This is a genomic window from Microcoleus sp. AT8-B5, from assembly GCF_036705565.1.
In the GTDB taxonomy this organism is placed as follows: domain Bacteria; phylum Cyanobacteriota; class Cyanobacteriia; order Cyanobacteriales; family Microcoleaceae; genus Microcoleus.
This window is the reverse complement of record NZ_JAUBUY010000040.1, coordinates 39714-57111: the sequence shown is the minus strand read 5'-3', so window position 1 is coordinate 57111 and position 17398 is coordinate 39714. Positions and strand designations below refer to the sequence as shown.

The 17398-nt window shown below is 43.8% G+C and carries 11 protein-coding genes; 7 read left to right on the top strand and 4 right to left on the bottom strand.

The window, feature by feature from the left end; translation table 11 throughout:
- From QUB39_RS22915 to QUB39_RS22890, 6 genes are all read left to right on the top strand, one after another.
- The coding region (locus QUB39_RS22915; protein WP_333212056.1) for an RHS repeat-associated core domain-containing protein at positions 1-4063 on the top strand (4063 nt) is incomplete at its 5' end.
- Complete coding sequence (locus tag QUB39_RS22910; RefSeq protein ID WP_333058087.1) at positions 4060-5424, top strand: hypothetical protein; 1365 nt, start codon at positions 4060-4062, stop codon at positions 5422-5424. The genes QUB39_RS22915 and QUB39_RS22910, both read left to right, overlap by 4 nt.
- A gap of 128 nt (positions 5425-5552) precedes the next feature.
- The gene (locus QUB39_RS22905) at positions 5553-7250 is read left to right on the top strand and encodes a sulfotransferase (protein ID WP_333212059.1); all 1698 of its coding nucleotides are present in this window, start codon (positions 5553-5555) and stop codon (positions 7248-7250) included.
- 128 nt (positions 7251-7378) lie between these two features.
- Positions 7379-9124, top strand: coding sequence for a sulfotransferase (locus QUB39_RS22900; protein ID WP_333058085.1), 1746 nt, complete (start codon positions 7379-7381; stop codon positions 9122-9124).
- A gap of 76 nt (positions 9125-9200) precedes the next feature.
- Positions 9201-9368: a hypothetical protein gene (locus QUB39_RS22895; RefSeq protein ID WP_333212061.1), complete on the top strand. Its 168-nt coding sequence runs from the start codon at positions 9201-9203 to the stop codon at positions 9366-9368.
- Between the two features lie 74 nt (positions 9369-9442).
- The gene (locus QUB39_RS22890; protein WP_333058083.1) at positions 9443-9820 is read left to right on the top strand and encodes a site-specific integrase; all 378 of its coding nucleotides are present in this window, start codon (positions 9443-9445) and stop codon (positions 9818-9820) included.
- A 673-nt stretch (positions 9821-10493) separates the two neighbouring features.
- Here QUB39_RS22890 and QUB39_RS22885 read toward each other — a convergent pair.
- From QUB39_RS22885 to QUB39_RS22870, 4 genes are all read right to left on the bottom strand, one after another.
- Positions 10494-11981 carry a hypothetical protein gene (locus QUB39_RS22885; protein WP_333212063.1) on the bottom strand — a complete coding sequence of 496 codons (1488 nt, stop codon included), beginning with the start codon at positions 11979-11981 and terminating at the stop codon, positions 10494-10496.
- Entirely contained in the window at positions 11978-14335 is a 2358-nt protein-coding gene (locus QUB39_RS22880; RefSeq protein WP_333212064.1) for a Piwi domain-containing protein, read from the bottom strand. Before QUB39_RS22880 ends, QUB39_RS22885 begins: the two co-directional genes overlap by 4 nt.
- 553 nt (positions 14336-14888) lie before the next feature.
- Positions 14889-15104 carry a hypothetical protein gene (locus QUB39_RS22875; RefSeq protein WP_333058603.1) on the bottom strand — a complete coding sequence of 72 codons (216 nt, stop codon included), beginning with the start codon at positions 15102-15104 and terminating at the stop codon, positions 14889-14891.
- A 700-nt stretch (positions 15105-15804) separates the two neighbouring features.
- On the bottom strand, positions 15805-16755 hold the full coding sequence (locus QUB39_RS22870) for a tyrosine-type recombinase/integrase (protein ID WP_333058602.1): 951 nt from the start codon (positions 16753-16755) through the stop codon (positions 15805-15807).
- A gap of 207 nt (positions 16756-16962) precedes the next feature.
- Here QUB39_RS22870 and QUB39_RS22865 point away from each other — a divergent pair, with 207 nt between their 5' ends.
- A complete protein-coding gene (locus QUB39_RS22865) occupies positions 16963-17205 on the top strand; it encodes a competence protein CoiA family protein (protein WP_333058600.1) in 243 nt (80 codons plus the stop codon).
- Positions 17206-17398 lie beyond the last annotated feature (193 nt).

Genomic DNA, 17398 nt, shown 5'->3' with positions numbered 1-17398 from the left:
ATTAGCAGATATCGATCTTGATAGCGATTTGGATTTAATCTTCGCTAGTGGTGGAGTTGATGTTCGTTTAAACAATAATGTGCAAGCTGGTGGGGGAGGTGGTACTGGCAAGCGGAGTTATACTTACGACCCTGTTTTCAATCAAGTAACCAGCGAAACTGATGAATTAGGCCGCCAAACTCTTTACGAAATTGACCCGCTTACTGGCAACAGAACGAAAGTGACAAATGTAGTAGGCGCTGTTGGCGGCAGCGATGATGTTGTTACTAGCTATACCTACACTAACAAAAACCTCATAGACACTGAAAATGACCCCAACGGACGGGTGACAGATTACGATTATAACGATAAAGACCAGTTGGTTAAGATTACTTTTGCCAAAGGAACAGTTGACGAAGCGGTGCAGCAATTTGAATACGATGCTGCGGGCAATCAAAAGGCGGTAATTGATGAAAATGGCATCCGCACTGAGTACGAATACGATGCGATGAATCAGTTGAAAAAGACGATTTTTGCTAAAGGAACTATCGAGGAAGCAACCCAGCAGTTTGAGTACGACGGTGCGGGAAATCAGACGGCAACAATTGATGAGAATGGGAACCGTACTGAGTCTGAGTATAATATCATGAATCAGTTGGTTAAGGTTAAGGCTCCTGACCCGGATGGCAGCGGGCCGCTCACCTCTCCTGTAACCAGTTACGAGTACGATAAAAATGGGAATCAGGTATTAATGCTTGACCCGTTGGGTCGGAGAACTGAGTATCGGTATGACAGTCGGAATCGGTTGGTTGAGACGGTTAATCCTGACGGTTCTAAGGAAAAGATGCGGTACGATTCGGATAACAATCAGACGGCGAGTTTTGATGCTAAGGCGAATCGGACAAATAAGGTTTATGATGCACGGGGTCGGTTAATTCGGGAGGTTGACCCTAGTGATAAAATTACTCGATTTGAGTACGATGTTGCTAATCAAATGGTGGCTCAAGTTGATGCGAATAATAGCCGCACTGAATACAAGTACGACGACTTGGGAAGAAGAACCGATGTGACTGAAGGGGCAACGACTGCGATCGCCAGCACCAGCAAAACCGAGTACGATAAGGTTGGCAACGTTACTGCAGAAATTGACGGGAACAATAACAAGACTCAATATGTTTACGATGCCAGAAACCGACAAACCCGCGTCATTGATGCTTTAACTCCATCGGGGAGTACCACCACTGAATACGATAAAGTCGGCAATGTCTTATCAGTTACCGACCCTCTCCTGCGCAAAACATCCTTTACCTACGACCCTTTAAACCGCCAAAAAACTGTCACCGACCCCCGGCTAAACACCACTACGTACACTTACGACAAAGCAGGCAATCGCACCAAAATCACCGACGCTCTCAACCACTCCACCGAATACACCTTCGACAATCTCAACCGCCAAATCGGCACTAAAAATCCCCTAACTTCTACCACAAAATCCACCTACGACGCTAACAGCAATCTCCTCAGATTTACCAACGAATTGGGAGAGGAAACTGCCTACGTTTACGATAAAAAAGACCGAGTTACTGCTGTTACCGACCCGCTAGGCAACACGGTTACTACAGAATACGATGCCAACGGCAACGTGAGTGCCGTCACTGATGGTTTGGGCAACACCACTCGCTACGGTTACGATGCTTTAAACCGTCAAACAACTGTCACTGATGCCCTCAACAAAGTCACAACTACCACTTACGATAATGTCGGCAATATTGCTTCTATTACCGACCCTGCAAACAACAAAACAACTTACGCTTACGATGAATTAAATCGCCTGAAAACAGAAACCAATCTACCTCTAAACCGCACTCGCAGCTACACTTACGATACCGCAAGTAATTTGATAACTGCCAAAGATGGCAACAACCGCACTCGCAAGTTTGTTTACGATAAACTCAACCGCCCAACCGAAGAACAATGGCTCAATTCAGCTAATACTCCGATTCGCACGATTGCTTCAAGTTACGATGCAGCAGGTCAGCTTAAAACTATTAGCGACCCCGATGCAACTTACACTTTGACTTACGATTTGGCTGGCAATTTGGAAACTGTCGATAATGCGGGAACTCCCAACATACCAAATGTGCTGTTGAAGTACACCTACAATAAGGTTAACAATCCGCTTTCCGTGACGGATACAATTAACGGTCAATTGCGCGGCACCAAATCCTTTACTTACGATGATGGGAACCGGGTGACTCGAATTACTCAAAGCGGCAATGGAGTAAGTTCCAAGCGGGTGGATATGAGTTATGATGCTGCGGGTAAAACTAAGGATGTTATTCGTTACAGCGATTTGAATGGCACGAATTTGGTGGCTAAAAGCGAGTATGTTTATGACAGTGTTGGTCGTTTAACTCGCTTGAGTCACGGTAAGGGGAATGTGGCGTTAGCTAATTATGCTTGGACTTACGATTTTGCCAATCGAGTGACTGGATTTAATTCGCCTTCGGGTAGCACCAGTTACAGTTACGATAAACTCGACCAATTGACAGGGGCAGATTACACCACTCAGAGTGATGAGAATTACAGTTACGATGATAATGGCAATCGAACTAATTCTGGATATCAGAGGGGAAGTAACAATCAGTTGAATTCTGATGGTGTTTACAATTACGAGTACGATGGTGAGGGAAATCTCAGGAAGCGAACTGATATTGTGACGGGTGAGGTGACTGAGTACAGTTGGGATTATCGGAATCGGTTGACTCAAGTTGTTGGTAAGAATAGTGGCGGTTCTGTAATTAAGTCGGCTCAGTATAGTTATGATGGTTTGAATCGCCGCATTGTTAGGGAAGTTGATGCGGATGGTGCTGGTAGTGCAGCGCCTCAAGTTGAGCGTTTGGTGTATGACGGGCAGCATATTGCTTTGACTTTTGATGGTGGTGGAAATCAAACGCACCGCTATTTGCACGGGGTGCAAACTGACGAAATTTTGGCGGATGAAAGTGCTGGCGGTAGCGTGTTGTGGCCACTGACGGATAATTTGGGTACTGTGCGGGATTTGGTTGATAGTAATGGGGCGATTCAGAATCGGATTGGTTATGATAGTTTTGGGAAAGTAAGGAGTCAAACTAATCCGAGTGTGGGTTTCCGTTTTGGTTTTACGGGGCGGGAGTTGGATTCTGAGACGGGGAATTATTATTACAATTCGAGGTATTATGACCCGCAGGTGGGGAGGTTTATTAGTGAGGATACGATCGGGTTTGCGGGTGGGGATGCTAATTTGTATCGGTATGTGGGGAATAGTTCGACTAATTATACAGACCCAACAGGAGAGTTGATACCTACAGCACCACCTGTGGCTGCACCGCCTGTGGCTGCACCACCTGGGGGAGGTTTGATTCCATTTTTGAGACGTATACCTGGTTTGGGTGGTGCGGGTATATTACTTGCGCCTCCTGGTGGTGGTGGATTGTTGAATCCTTTGCCTGCGGGTCAGGACGATCGACTGTTTGAGGAAAGACTGCGGAGAGGGTTGATTCGCCCTCATGGACAAACTCAGCCTACTCCATCGCTTAATCGACCAAAGCCTTATCCTTCACCAACCCCTGCGCCAGCCCCTGCGTCAGCACCAAAGTCAGCCTCTCCAACTAGAACACCCAAAAAGAAAGGTAGCAATTGTCCAACCTGTGACGATCCCCCATTCAGCTCATATGATAAGTGTAGTGATTTGGTGACAAATGATTTGCCTTTTGAAGGGTATAAAGATACAACTATTAAATCTGCTGTTAAAGCTATGCAGAACTTTAGGGGAAATCATCCTCTGATCAAAGATTTTAGAGAGCTTGAGCCTCAAGGGGGAAAAGGCGACCCAGGGGATAAATTTAAATGTAAAAATCCTACAGGTGCTAATCATTACAACGTTTACATCAAAGACCTTTTCCCAAAGAAAAGTGCTGGCTCTATAGCTGAATGTACATGTTGTAAAGAAGGAAATCCTCCCGACTTAGTAAGCCGATTTGCTATTCTGAACATCAAAGATAAATATGACCCACCGACTAAATACTACAACAAAGGAAGATGAACAAATTAGAGTATTGGTTTCTAGATACTGCTGTTGAGGAAGTGATTGGTTTCAGTTGGATTGTTCCTGATGAGCGATACGGAGACCTGGCCATCAATCGCGCACCCCTCAATCTCACAGTAGCCGAAATTACTGATGTATTGCATGATCTCTTTCAAAAAGGAGACTTGCTAGCAATTACTTCCTCCGATACACCTTTGTATAAATTAGAAGACTTTCTCAATAGAGGTTTTATACCTTCCAAATCAGAAATTGAGTCGGCTATTCATCAAAAAATAAATTTGGGCTATTTCTTGACGACTCAAGGAGGAGAAAGATGGGAGTCGTTTTCTCAACCTAATTGGGATTTGTATTGGACAGGATATAATGGTTTCCTTGGCTGCGCCGATCGTAAATTATTAGAAGCATATTTAGCCTTATACCATTTAATAGATCATGGAAATACCCGTGCCTATATTATCCCTGGCACTGAATCATGGGAAATATTGACTCCTTGGCAAGCTACTTATTGGAAAACACTTCCTATTGGTTACGAAGTTCGGTATGAAAGTAGAAGCGTTGAATTTGATGAATCTGCTAAGCGCGATCCTAAGTTAATTGAACGAGAAAAACAAGCAAACAACTGGTATTCTAGCACTAGAATATGGTATACAAACTACTTTAAGCAGTGTGAAGCCGAACTTAACTATTCCACAGCATTAGCAAAAAGTCCGAATCTCAAAATCGAATACTTGATGCTTAAGTTTGTAATATGCAAATGGGAGGCACTAATCAGTTTTGCACACTCAGAGCATCTATCTCAGGCTGAAGTAGTGCTTGCTGCAGATTCCTTGTTTCAGAGAGGTGACATTAAAGCAATGGTGTTTGACGATGAATACGACACCGAGCCAGCTTCCGATGTTGTCTTAACAAGGGCAGGAATTCAAGACCACTTAATTGGAAGACTTGTAGCAAGCTACTATTTAACTCCTCAAGGTGGTGCTAGATGGGAAGCAATGGCTCATCCTGATTGGAATAAGTTTTTTATTGTGAATTTTCGTGGGGCGTTCCCTTATTATGAATATGGAATTCTCAGTACCCAGAGAGAAATTATAGAGCAATTGTTGAGTTTAGACCACTTGATTTTTAAGGAGCGACACATCCCAGGAACCGAAAAATGGAATGTCCTCGAACCCTGGGAAGCAACTTATTGGAAGACTTTACCGCAAGGCTATCACGTTAGTTGTGAATTTCAGCACAATGATTCGTACCTAGATTACCAAAAAGCAGGAGCCAGCCCTGAGTTAATTGAGGAACACGAGCAAGTAATGAAATGGTACGAAAACATGAGAAAATGGTATACAGACCCTTCCTTTGACTAGACTTTAACTGTTTTACTTAATTGATAAATTTAAGAGATGTGTCAATTTATCTCAATGTCTGCTAACATTTACTTAACCATAAAATCTGGATTCAAACCTCTGCATAAAAATATCAAAGTATTTTACTTTTGTTCGGTCAAATTGCGATCGCTTGTTATTTCCCAATGACCTCCTTAATCTCCATCATTACCACCACCTACAACCGAGAACAATACCTCAGCGCCGCCATAGAAAGCATTCTCGCCCAAACCTACCCCAACTTTGAACTCATAATTTGGGACGACGGTTCCACCGACTCCAGTCTCACCATCGCCCGCAAATACGCAAAGCAAGACGCGCGAATTCAAGTAACAGCCGCTCCCCACCAAGGCCGAGGAATAGCCCTCAAAGCGGCTCATACACTGTGCAAAGGAACATACATAGGTTGGGTAGACAGCGACGACTTGCTCGCACCCACCGCCCTCGAAGAAACCGCAGCCGTATTAGACGCACAACCAGAAATCGGAATAGTCTACACCGATTGTCTAACGATCGATGAAAAAACTCAAGTAAAAGGACTAGGGCACCGCAGCCAAATACCCTACTCTCCAGATAGACTGTTAGTAGACTTTATGACCTTCCACTTCCGCCTGTTTCGCCACCAATTATACGATAGGATAGGCGGCATCAACTCCGAATTCAACCGCGCCGAAGATTACGATTTTTGCCTGCGACTTTCAGAAATTACCCAATTCTATCACCTCAACAAACCCCTTTACTACTACCGCCAGCATTCCGCGCATACAGTCGAACAGCAACTAGACCAAATTATTGAATCTCAGTCAGCAATTTCCCAAGCGCTTCACAGGCGAGGATTGAGCGAAAGATTTGAGCTAGAAGTAGATATCGTCAGTCGATTTTTTCTGTACAAACGCAAGCAAAAAGAAATATGCTGCAGCAAATCGACCGCCTCAAATCCGATTTTTGTAATAGGAGCCCCACGTTCGGGGACAACTCTCCTGCGTTTAATGCTAACAGCGCATCCAGATATCTGCATTCCCCCCGAAAGTCTTTTCTTTGTTGCACTAGAGCCGAAATACGGCAATGTCAGCAACTTGTTACCTCAAATTGAAGAGTTTTTAAACGACCTTTACAATGAAAAATTTCCTAAGTTTTGCGAGTGGAATGTAGACCGAAAATTTTTATTAAATAACTTAAAAAGTTACCAGGAATTAAGCTACCCCCTGGCAGTGGAAACAGTTTATCAAACTTACCGCCAACAGTTTGACTCGACAGCTTCGATTTGGGGAGACAAGAATCCTTGCCACATTCATCACTTAGAAAAAATCCGGCGGTATTTTCCTGCATCTAAGGTGATTTTAATTGTCAGAGATTTTCGGGCTTGTTACAGTTCTGTAAAAAAGATAGTGGCAAAAGAGCGAGAAATGAAAGAGGTGTGGTCGGGACCTAAAACATTAGAGGGAATGATGTACCAGTGGAACCAAGTTGTTAAGCTTATCGGCAAATACCATCAAAAATGGGAACAATTCTATTTAGTTTATTATGAAGATTTGGTGAGGGAACCCTCAGTGCAGTTAACGAAAATCTGTAAATGGTTAGGGGTAGATTTTCAGGACTCGATGCTGGAATTTTATCAAAAAAATGCCGAGTTAGGTTTAGTTCTTCCAAGCCAAGTTGTGTTGAATCCAAATACTTTCAAGTCAATTGATATTAAGAGAATTAATGCTTGGCAAAATGAGTTGAGTTTGGCTGAGGTGGAAACTATTGAGTTAATGAATAGAAAAAATTTGGAAAGGCTGGGGTATAAATGCACTTCATTATTTTAGCAGGTAAGTAAGTCCACTTAATTAAACCGACCTCTGAATCACTGAAAAGCTTACGATATAGGTATTCTTCCTTCTTTCTAACATCTGTTACACTCATCCGTTGCCGAACTTCCTTCTTCCTTCTATTTATGACTCCCATCTCCATTGTCATGACAGTCTACAACCGAGAACGCTACCTCAAAGCTGCCATAGAAAGCGTTCTCGCCCAAACTTACCCTAACTTTGAACTTTTAATTTGGGACGACGGTTCCACAGATAACTCTCTCAATATAGCCCGCAACTACGCCAAACTTGACCCCAGAATCAAAGCCCTCGCCGCCGAACACCGAGGTTCGGGCTATTCCCTAATGGCCGCCATTAGAGAAGCCACATTTCCTTACTTCGGCTGCGTGGATAGCGACGATTTGCTCGCCCCCAAAGCACTAGCAGAAACAGTTCCTATTTTAGATGCAAATCCTCAAGTAGGAGTTGTTTATACCAACTATTTACTCATCGACGAAAACGACTGCGTTGGCGGCGAAGGCCCTCTCTGCCAAATCCCCTATTCGCCAGAGCAACTGTTAGTAGATCCCATCGTCTTTCACTTTCGCTTAATCCGCCGTTCAGCTTACAATAATTGTGGCGGTGTTGACCCAAAATTTGCCAGTGCTGTCGATTACGAATTGTGCCTGCGGCTGAGTGAAGTTACAGAAATTAGAAAAATCAACAAACCGCTTTATTATTACCGCATCCACCAGCAAACCGTTTCTCGCCAGCATCGGGCAGAGCAAATATTATTATGCCGCACCGCTGTCGAACAGGCGCTTCAACGTCGCGGACTTGCTGACAAATTGGAGTTGGGAGTAGAACTTGTCGGTCAATTTCGCTTGCGCCCGAAGCAAGTTAATGATAAAATAGATAGGAGCAAGTTTTCGAGCGCGGATGCTAATTCACCCAACAGCCAGTCAAATATTTTTTTAGGCGCTAAGGCTAATTCACCCAGCAACAAATCGACCGTATCAAGTCCGATTTTTGTAATAGGAGCCGAACGTTCGGGGACAACTCTCCTGCGTTTAATGCTAACAGCGCATCCAGATATCTGCATTCCCCCTGAAAGTCTGTTCTTTGTTGCCCTAGAGTCAAAATACGGTGCTGTCAACGACTTGCTGCCTCAAATTGAAGATTTTTTAAATGACCTTTACAACAACAATTTTCACAGGTTTTGGGAGTGGAATATTGACCCACAGCTTTTATTAGATAACTTGACAAATAACAAGCAATTGAGTTACGCTCAAGCAGTTTTTACAGTTTATCAAACTTACCGCCAGCAGTTTGACCCGACAGCTTCGATTTGGGGAGACAAAAATCCTTTTCACATTTATCAATTAGGAAAAATCAGGAGATATTTTCCAAGTGTTAAGGTGATTTTGATTGTGCGAGATTTTCGGGCTTGTTACAGTTCTATCAAAAAATTAGTAGCAAAAGAGCAAGAAAGGGGGGAAGTGTGGCCGGGGATAAAAACGGTAGCGGGACTGACGCACCAATGGAATCAAGTTGTTAAAATAATTGAAAAATACCATCAAAAATGGGAGCAATTTTATTTAGTTTCTTACGAAGATTTGGTAAGGGAGCCATCAGCACAGTTAGCTAAAATCTGCAAGTGGGTTGGAGTAGATTTTCAGGAATCAATGCTGGAATTTTATCACAAAAATGCCGAGTCAGGTTTAGTTCCGCCGAGTCAGATGGTGTGGCATCCCAATACTTTAGAGCCGGTTGGGAGTGACAGAATTAATGCTTGGCAAGATGAGTTGAGTGTTACTGAGTTGGAGACTATTGAGTTGATGAATTGGAAAAATTTGGAAAAGCTTGGATATAAATGTACTTCATTATTTTAGCAGGCAACTTGCTGAGTAATTTTTATCAATTCTGGTACTCTGCTGTTCCGAATTCAATCGCAAAAATTGCCGATTGGTGAATAGTACCAGTGAGGTTATGCTCGATGGCGGTTTTGCTTCACCGATCGCGCAGCGCTTGCATCAATACCAACAATATCAACGAACCAGACTGCGATCGCCCCCGCTGGAGAGTGCTGAGTTCTGCCCTTTTCTCAGCCTCGCCTTGCCTCAACCGCCGCATTAAGAAATACCCCCGACGGATGCAGCAATGCAGTATTTGCGGCAAACTTTCTGGTATCGGGTCGGGTCTACACCAAGATGAAAATAGAGGGACACGGACAAGCCAAGATACTTACCCAAGAGGAAATCGAACTTTTATTTAACGAAGGTTTGCAGAGCGATCGCGACCGCGCCCTCTTTGGAGTTTGTCTGTACACCGCTTGTCGCATTGCCGAAGCGTGCAGCTTGAAAGTCATCGATGTTTTCACCCCGGCGGGCGTCATCCGCTCCGAAATGATCATCCGTAAAGGCAACACCAAAGGCAAGCTCGGCACCCGCACTATCCCGCTCATTCAAGAGTTGGGGCTGCTGTTAGAAACCTACAAACATCCCGAACACCCCTACCTATTTGTAGGAGACCGCAATCATAATCACTCAAGACCGCAATCAGGATTTTTACCAGACCACATTAAATGAAACTGAACCAAAACTTCAGACCAAATTAAACGCTACTCAGACCAAATTAAATGCGACCAGACCACAATCATGTAAACGAGACCAGATTAAATGCAACCAACTGAAAGCAACGCGAGAGAGTCAAAGCTGAGGCTCCTTAATAATTGCCTCACCCTTCACAAATCCAACATTACGACTTGATCTAACTTTCCCCTCAGAAACTGTTGCAAAAACGACCGTTTTTGCAACACCCACTCCAACCAACCAGAAACAGGCTTAGCGCCACCAAAAACTGTTGTAAAACTTATCTCAAAATTTGTGTCTCAAAAACGTAGACCGATAGTTAGTTATGTAACATTCCCTTACACTTCGCCCTGAAAACAGAGGCACGAGTATATGCTCGTTGGCTACGCAAGGGTTTCAACCCTCGACCAAAACCTTGACTTACAGTGAGACGCTCTGCTCTCGGCCGGCTGTGAAAAAGTTTTCACAGACATAGCCGGCGGCGTTGCATTTAATGTGGTCTCGGTTGGATGATTGCGGTCTGGTCGCATTTAATCTGGTCTGTGCTTCATTTAATCTGGTCTGAAGTTTTAATTCAGTTGCATTTAATGTGGTCTCGAAAAAAATCCTGATTGCGGTTTTGAGTGATTATGATTGCGGTCTCCTACAAGTAGAGTGATAGCTTGGCTGATTAGGGTACTGATGGAGGTAATTGCCGGGTTGACTGTGGGTGACTTAACTCGATTGAAACTCCTAGTTTCTCAGAAAGTTCCAGAACATTATTGCTAAAGTCAGCCGCTCCAGCTAAAACTCCAGCACTCATCGTAGCAAATGTCAGCAGGGCAACTAAGCGGGTTTTAATTCTCTGGGGTTTTCGCTTGTCAGGAGTATTGATGTCCTCTTGCAAGTCATCCAGATGAACCAATGCTTCTTCACGTTTGGCTTCGGGGAATTCTTGAGCCATATCGCGGAGAGAATTGATTAGCCTAGTAATTTCATCAACATTCTGTCCAATATTTTGGGAGAAATTGGAAACACTACCGCTGCCGCTTTGAACAAAACCAATACTTGAATTTGGAGCATTGATTGTTGTTTCGTTAGTCATAGATTCATTTTGATTGTGAGTCATAGTAACATTGCTTCCTGTGATTATAGTACCTTTATTATTATTACCTATGTATAAGCTAGAGTCTCTCCGGATTTGTTTATGAATTTCTACTTCTAGAATGTTAGTATCAGAACGCAATATAGACAAAGCTTGTAAAAGCATCTGCATATTGTGTTTATTAGATGCTCCAATATCAGATTGCCTAGCAAGTTGAGCTTGCAGGTGCTGAGTGACTGTATGAATATTGTCGCAGGTAGCCTGGAGCCATTCTACAGATTTCTGGGGATTATCACGGATTTGTTCACACTCATTCCATATTAACTGAAAAGTTTGAGCGAGCGTTCTTTTTAGGGCAAAGAAGAGGAGAGCTGCTCGTGCGCTATCCTGTAAGGAGTCAGAAAATTCAATACAGTGTTCCAATAAGGCTTTATCGAGCGATAGTTCTAATTGAGCTAATCCGAGAGTTTTGGCAAGAGTAGGTTCTATACTACAAAGCCATTTGGCTAAGGCAAGTTCATCAACAGCCATCTCATTGACTAAAGGCCAACTTCTTGCTCTCCAAGTCACTGAGAGGATGCTTGCAGTATAAGCACTGAGCAAAAATGTCCAAATATCGCTATTGATTAATCGTTGTTCTCCTTTGGTGAGGATATCTTGCAACCATTTTGAATGATCGGGCTGAGTTTTGTAGTAGCGGCTAATGCCTAAAGTAATACCAAGCAATTCTGTAGGACGATAGAAAAACGATGTCCGATCTGCCGGAAAATGATTCCGACCAGATAATCTAGTTAATCCCTTTGCCCAGCTTTCGAGAAAATCTTCACTAAATTGTCTGCCACAGGCAAGACTATAGCCTACGGCTGCCAGAACAGGTGCTTCACTAAAGCGGTTGGGTGAGAGTTGTGTTATGTCTATATCGTTGGCTACTTCAAAGGAAATATGACTGTTTGTTTGATGAAAAACATAGTTAGCAAAACCGCTTTCGGGTGATTCACTGTGATAGTTCGCCTGTAAATACTGTGCAATGCTTTCTAACTGAGAATTGAAACAGTTCCTAATTACATCTATCATAGGAACCATTTACTTGCACGAAGTTTGATATTGAGCATTGCAGGTGACCATCCCCGAACATTCTGTAAACGAGCGAGTAAACCCGCAATCAGTTCAGAGTAATAGATAGTTACAGGATCGGATGCGGGTAATAATGATTTCCAAGACAACGAAGTAAACTTCAGCACTTGTTCGGTGAGATAGGTCAGGTCGCGGTAAGTCGATTGAGGATGAAGATTAATGAGTAACGGCGTCGGTAGAGGTGTGCTGGATCGTTTAATCAGCTTCGATCCATTTGTACTCAGCAAGCGAGTGTAGCGCCCAAGTTGCAAAATAGTACCTCGTTCTGGTGCATAAATACCTTTGCGTTCGCCTTCTTTTACGTTAACACCCTGTTGAGATTTATCGAGCATTGTGAATGGGTGATCGTGGGAGATCGTTAAAAACGCGAATTCAACATTTTGTTCGTTACCGACTTCAGTGACACACTCAGCAATAATATTAGCAACGTCAACATCTTTAAGTGGTTTCGCAGCGTGAAATACCAGTCTTACCGTATCATCTGGTTGCCAGCCGTTGCGATTCTTTATTTCCCGCAAGATAGAGAGAGTGGAATTCCTTAATACACTAGGATATTCATCATAAGTACAGTCTTTAGACAAATTCCCCAAAAGGTAATTACCATCTCCTCGAAACACTGTGGTAATTCCCATAAATCGCTGTCGTTCCGTAAACCTACTACCTGATAATTCGCAGGTGCCAACACCAATAACCAGTTCATCATAAATAGTCAGATCGTGATCTACAGTCCAAGGTACACCATTCATTTTGGCATAAAGTGCAACCGTCAAATTTTGTAAAGTGTATTGCAGCTCATTTTTCGATTGATTAATTGTGGCTAAACGAACCTCTTGAACGGGAATACCTGCCATTAATAGAAGTGATTTGGAGTGGAGGTAGGGATTCTCCGAATCTGGTAGCCGTGTATGGCTATCCAGAAGCACCACCATTGCGGCATCAGGCATAATCTCTCGACTAGCTAAAGTTCCTTCAATTGTTTCCCTATAAACAATGGCGGGTGGATTGTGTGTATTTTTCAACCAGGGAAGGGGTTCTAATGTAAATTTCGGATTAACAAGACCAAATATTTTTGCCAATCCACCAGTGTACCGGGATGTTTCTTGCCACTCTACATTTCTATCGTCATCAATTTTTTTCTTCTTAATGCTAATACCGTCACGTAAGCTAACGAGAAAATTTTCAACTGCACCTTGTGCTGTATCTGGGAAAAAGACAATTATTTCTGGAGTCTTTTTAGAAAAAGTTTGACGGCTGAATGGTCCATATTGATCGATGCCAACCCAAGGATAAAGCGATTTTTTAGTCCGTGCCGCATCAAAGCAATACTCAACTGATGATGCTGCAATTACAGACTGATATTCTTTCGTATTTATAGCTTCAATGCGAGCGCCAATTGTTGCTTGTAGATCGGGTGCGATGTTCAAAGTCGCTTTATTGGCAAGAAACTTATGGGCTTTATTAGTAAGAAAACTATGCATTTCAGTCAGAGTTGCATCAACTGCCGGTCCAATCAATAGCTTACTATGCTCGTTATTAAGCGCCGATTCAAAATTTTTGTACTTATCGCCAAGTATTGCTTTCAGACAACTACTAAACGAGGCTTTAGAACCTTCTAGCCAAACTTCTTCCTCATGAATAGAATCTATTTTGTCAAAGGATTCAGAAAGATAAACAATTTGTGTTGAAAGACTATCTATCCGCCCAACTAAGCGTCGCTGACCCGGAGCGCATTGACGGCGAACCACATATAAATCCCGAAGTTCAACACCCTCATTTTGAAGTGTGCTTAGGGAGGCATGAATTTGCCAATTAGTTTTGAGACGAAGAAATAATCCAATACCAGATTCATCGTTCTGAATCTCAAAAGTTTTTGCTTCAAGAATGTATTTTGGAAAGACCTTGAAACTAGAAATAATGTCTGGTAAATTTTTGACAGCGCTAATAACTTCACGGATAAGTTCTTTTTTTTGAGCAAGGAAAGTAAAAGGTTTGCGCTTTAAAGGATTATATTCTAAGAAAATATCTGGTAGTAAATAGCTTATCCTACTGATTATAAGTTGTAAATGTTCCTTACAGCTCAAATCCTCCAGTTGACCAAAAGACTTCTGGGGATTTGTGACCTTGGGAATACCGTACAGTTTACCTTTTCGCCAGTGAAAAAACCACTCATCTCCCAGTAATTCTATAAAACTTTTTAATTCCTGGCTATTCGGTAGGTTTTGCACATATCCTTTGAAGGTTTGTGCAGAGAGTGCTACCTTGAAACCGTTGAGTTGAATATCCAATTTACTCATAAATATACTTATATTTAAATAGAATTTTTAGGATTAGTATTATAGGTGATTGCTCAATAACATGAAGGTGATAAAACTTGCATTATTGAAAATAATATTACATTTTAAGTTGGTAGTTTTATACTATAAAATGAGTCTTGTCTATTATTTTAGCGTTGAAAACTTATAGGTATCCTACATGAATAAAGTAGTGATTACCGTACTTGGCTTTAGTGCGATAACCCATCGTTGTAGTAGTGCACCTAGTATAAGCCGAAATAATTTAGATCTGCATGGTAAGGTCATCTAATTTGGTATAAATTGTATTTGACAAAAAGGGCAAGATATAAAGGAACATCCTGTCAATAGCGGTTCTTTTGAACCCATTTGAGATATTTTGACGATCGACAGACAACGGACGATCGACAGACAACGGGCGATCGACTCGCAGCCTCAAAGATGTCAAATGGGTTCTATACAAATAGCTATCTCTAGAGAGTTGTATCAGTGACTTGTTTAAACTTCCCCAACGGAAAGCCGCTGTAGAGTGTCGAGTTCTCAACGAGCTTTCTGCTTACGAGAGGATGGAGAGTTCATCAGTGATTTGAATCCGACCTTTGACCAGGGAGCGAATCAGGCGATCGAGCGAGCCGCGTTCTTCTTCGCTGATGGACTCATCGAGAATGGCGGCCATCATGCCGTAGCGGTCAGCTTTAGTGAGGCGGTGAGTATCGGTGACAGTGGCGATTAATTCGTTGATAGCGCCGGGGAGAAGGTTGAGTGGAGACATGGGATTGCTTTGAACTCGACACCTTAATCATCTCCTTGTTTCCCTTAAGAGCAAGTGATAGTGCTGCTATTTTTCCGTGATAATACTGAAGGTGTTGGGTAAGCCACGTCCGTGTTACCAGTGATGGAAATCACAGTAACCTAGTGGAAGTGTGGAGCAACTAGAACTTTTAGCGCTGCTGAATTTAGGTACGATTGAGGCGGTGAGCAATTCATAAAAACCAATTCAACCCAAGTCGTATTCAGCAATATTCGCCTCGCGCGATCGCATTTATCCTACCTCGATCCAGCAACGCCCGATGAAAGCTTAGCCCCTAAAGTCTTGGAAAAACCGACACCCTGCGTTTTTCCACACACTCGCCTGTACCTCCTTTCCCTCATCGCTACAGACAGCCAATAATGCTTCGGCTTGCGCCTGCATTTATGCGGATGCCGATGCAGCGATCGCGCTGTATAATGCTCAGCGAAGGAACGGGCTAATTTTGTCCAGTCCCGTCTTGAACCAAGCGACGGATGCTGTATATTCTACGTCCGCCCTCCGTGAGCTGGACTACCACGTTAAGAAATACCCCCGACCGATACAGTATCTCCGTCAATATGCCAGACTCTCAGACGTGGACACAATCGCGCTTATTATGAAAATAGAAGGCACGGCCTAGCATTGCTCAAGAAAATCTGCGAAGAGCTCTCCATCCTCAAAATCAAAACCCTAAGTGCTGCACGGCCCGTCGCTTCGTTTCTTCGCCCCGGCGATCGTACTTAGCGGTCGTCACAGGGGAAGCGTGACCTGCCAACTTCTGCACTGTCACGATATCGACTCCAGCATCGAGGAGGTCTGAGCAAAACGTGCGGCGGAAATCATGGGGAGAGAAAGAATCCACTCCAGCGAGGAAAGCCCGTCGCTGCAAAATCTTCAAAACACCATCAGGAGTCATCCGCCGAAATTGAATTTCTCCTCCCTTACGGATGGGAAAAAGCAGCGGCCCTGGTGCTTCTCCCCTCAACTTGAGCCACTGTTCCACCAACGCCATCGCTGCCTCTGGGAGATAAACCATCCTGTTTTTCTTCCCTTTCCCGAATCGAATTTCCAATGCTCCCGTAGAGCGGTTGAAATCGTCCAAATTAAGGCTGACTGCTTCAGCGCGGCGGATGCCTCCCCCCCGCAAGATAGCGATCAAAGCTGCATCTCGAACATCAAGGGTACTCTCGCCAGAGCAGCTTTGCACCAGCGCTGCAATTTCATCCGGGGATAGCGCCCGCCCCCTTGGTTTTCCCGATTGCTTGACGCTTCTCACGTCTACCGCCTTGCTGTAATCCAGGGGGTCGATTAAATCTAACCGCAGAGCCTCCTTGAGCACCCGCCGTAGGGCGCATAGCATTTGATTGACCGATGCTGGCGCGTACTGTTTCTCCAGAGCCGAGCGCAGCGCTGCCGTGTGCTTGTAGCGCAAAGCGGCCCAATTCAAAGTCATCCGGTCGCACTCCGAGCCCGCCAGCAACTTCGCCATGATGTCCAGCGCCGCCCCCATCGTTGCCTTCGAGCGATCGCTTCCCAAACTGTCAAGGTACACCGACGCGGGATGAAGCGCCAGCGGCACCGGTGACGCCAGCTTCAAGGTTTGTGGCTCTTGCTCTGGGAGTAGATCGAGCATTTACTCTTTCAAAGTGTTGTTATAAATACTAATTTAGACTAATTTAGACTTGCCTTTATCCAAAATTTACCTTTCAAAAGAGTCGCACACGGCAGCACCTGGAGGTTGGTTCTCGCCCAAGGCAGAGGCTATAAACAAGCAATATTGTTACAATTCTTCATCTAGCGGGTGCATCTTCAAACCTGCATTGAGGAGAATTGAAGGGCGATGTGGCTTAAATTTGGTGTTGCTCGCAGTGGCGAACTGACGAGCATTGATGAGGTTGTGCGCGGAAAAACTCAGCTAACTTGTCTCTACTGTGGCGGCGGATTGACAGCAAAAAAGGGGAACGTGAAAGAACATCACTTTGCCCATACTGAGGAAAGTTGTAAACCAGTCTTGCAGCGGATTAAGACAAAAGCGTTTCCCTCGCTGCCTCTCTATGATAATTTCAACGTGCGATTCGTTTAACCTAAAAGGGTAGTAAACCCCTGGGGACGGTTAGCTTAAGTCTTACCCAGTAAGGCTTCTGACAACTGATTATACAAGTAGGTGCGAAACCTACCCCGCAGATGCAGCGGTGAAAGCATATTCCCTAGTTTATTGGGTAGCAACTAATAGATTAAAGCGGGAATAAAAGGCAGAACTACTAGGAGCCGAACCC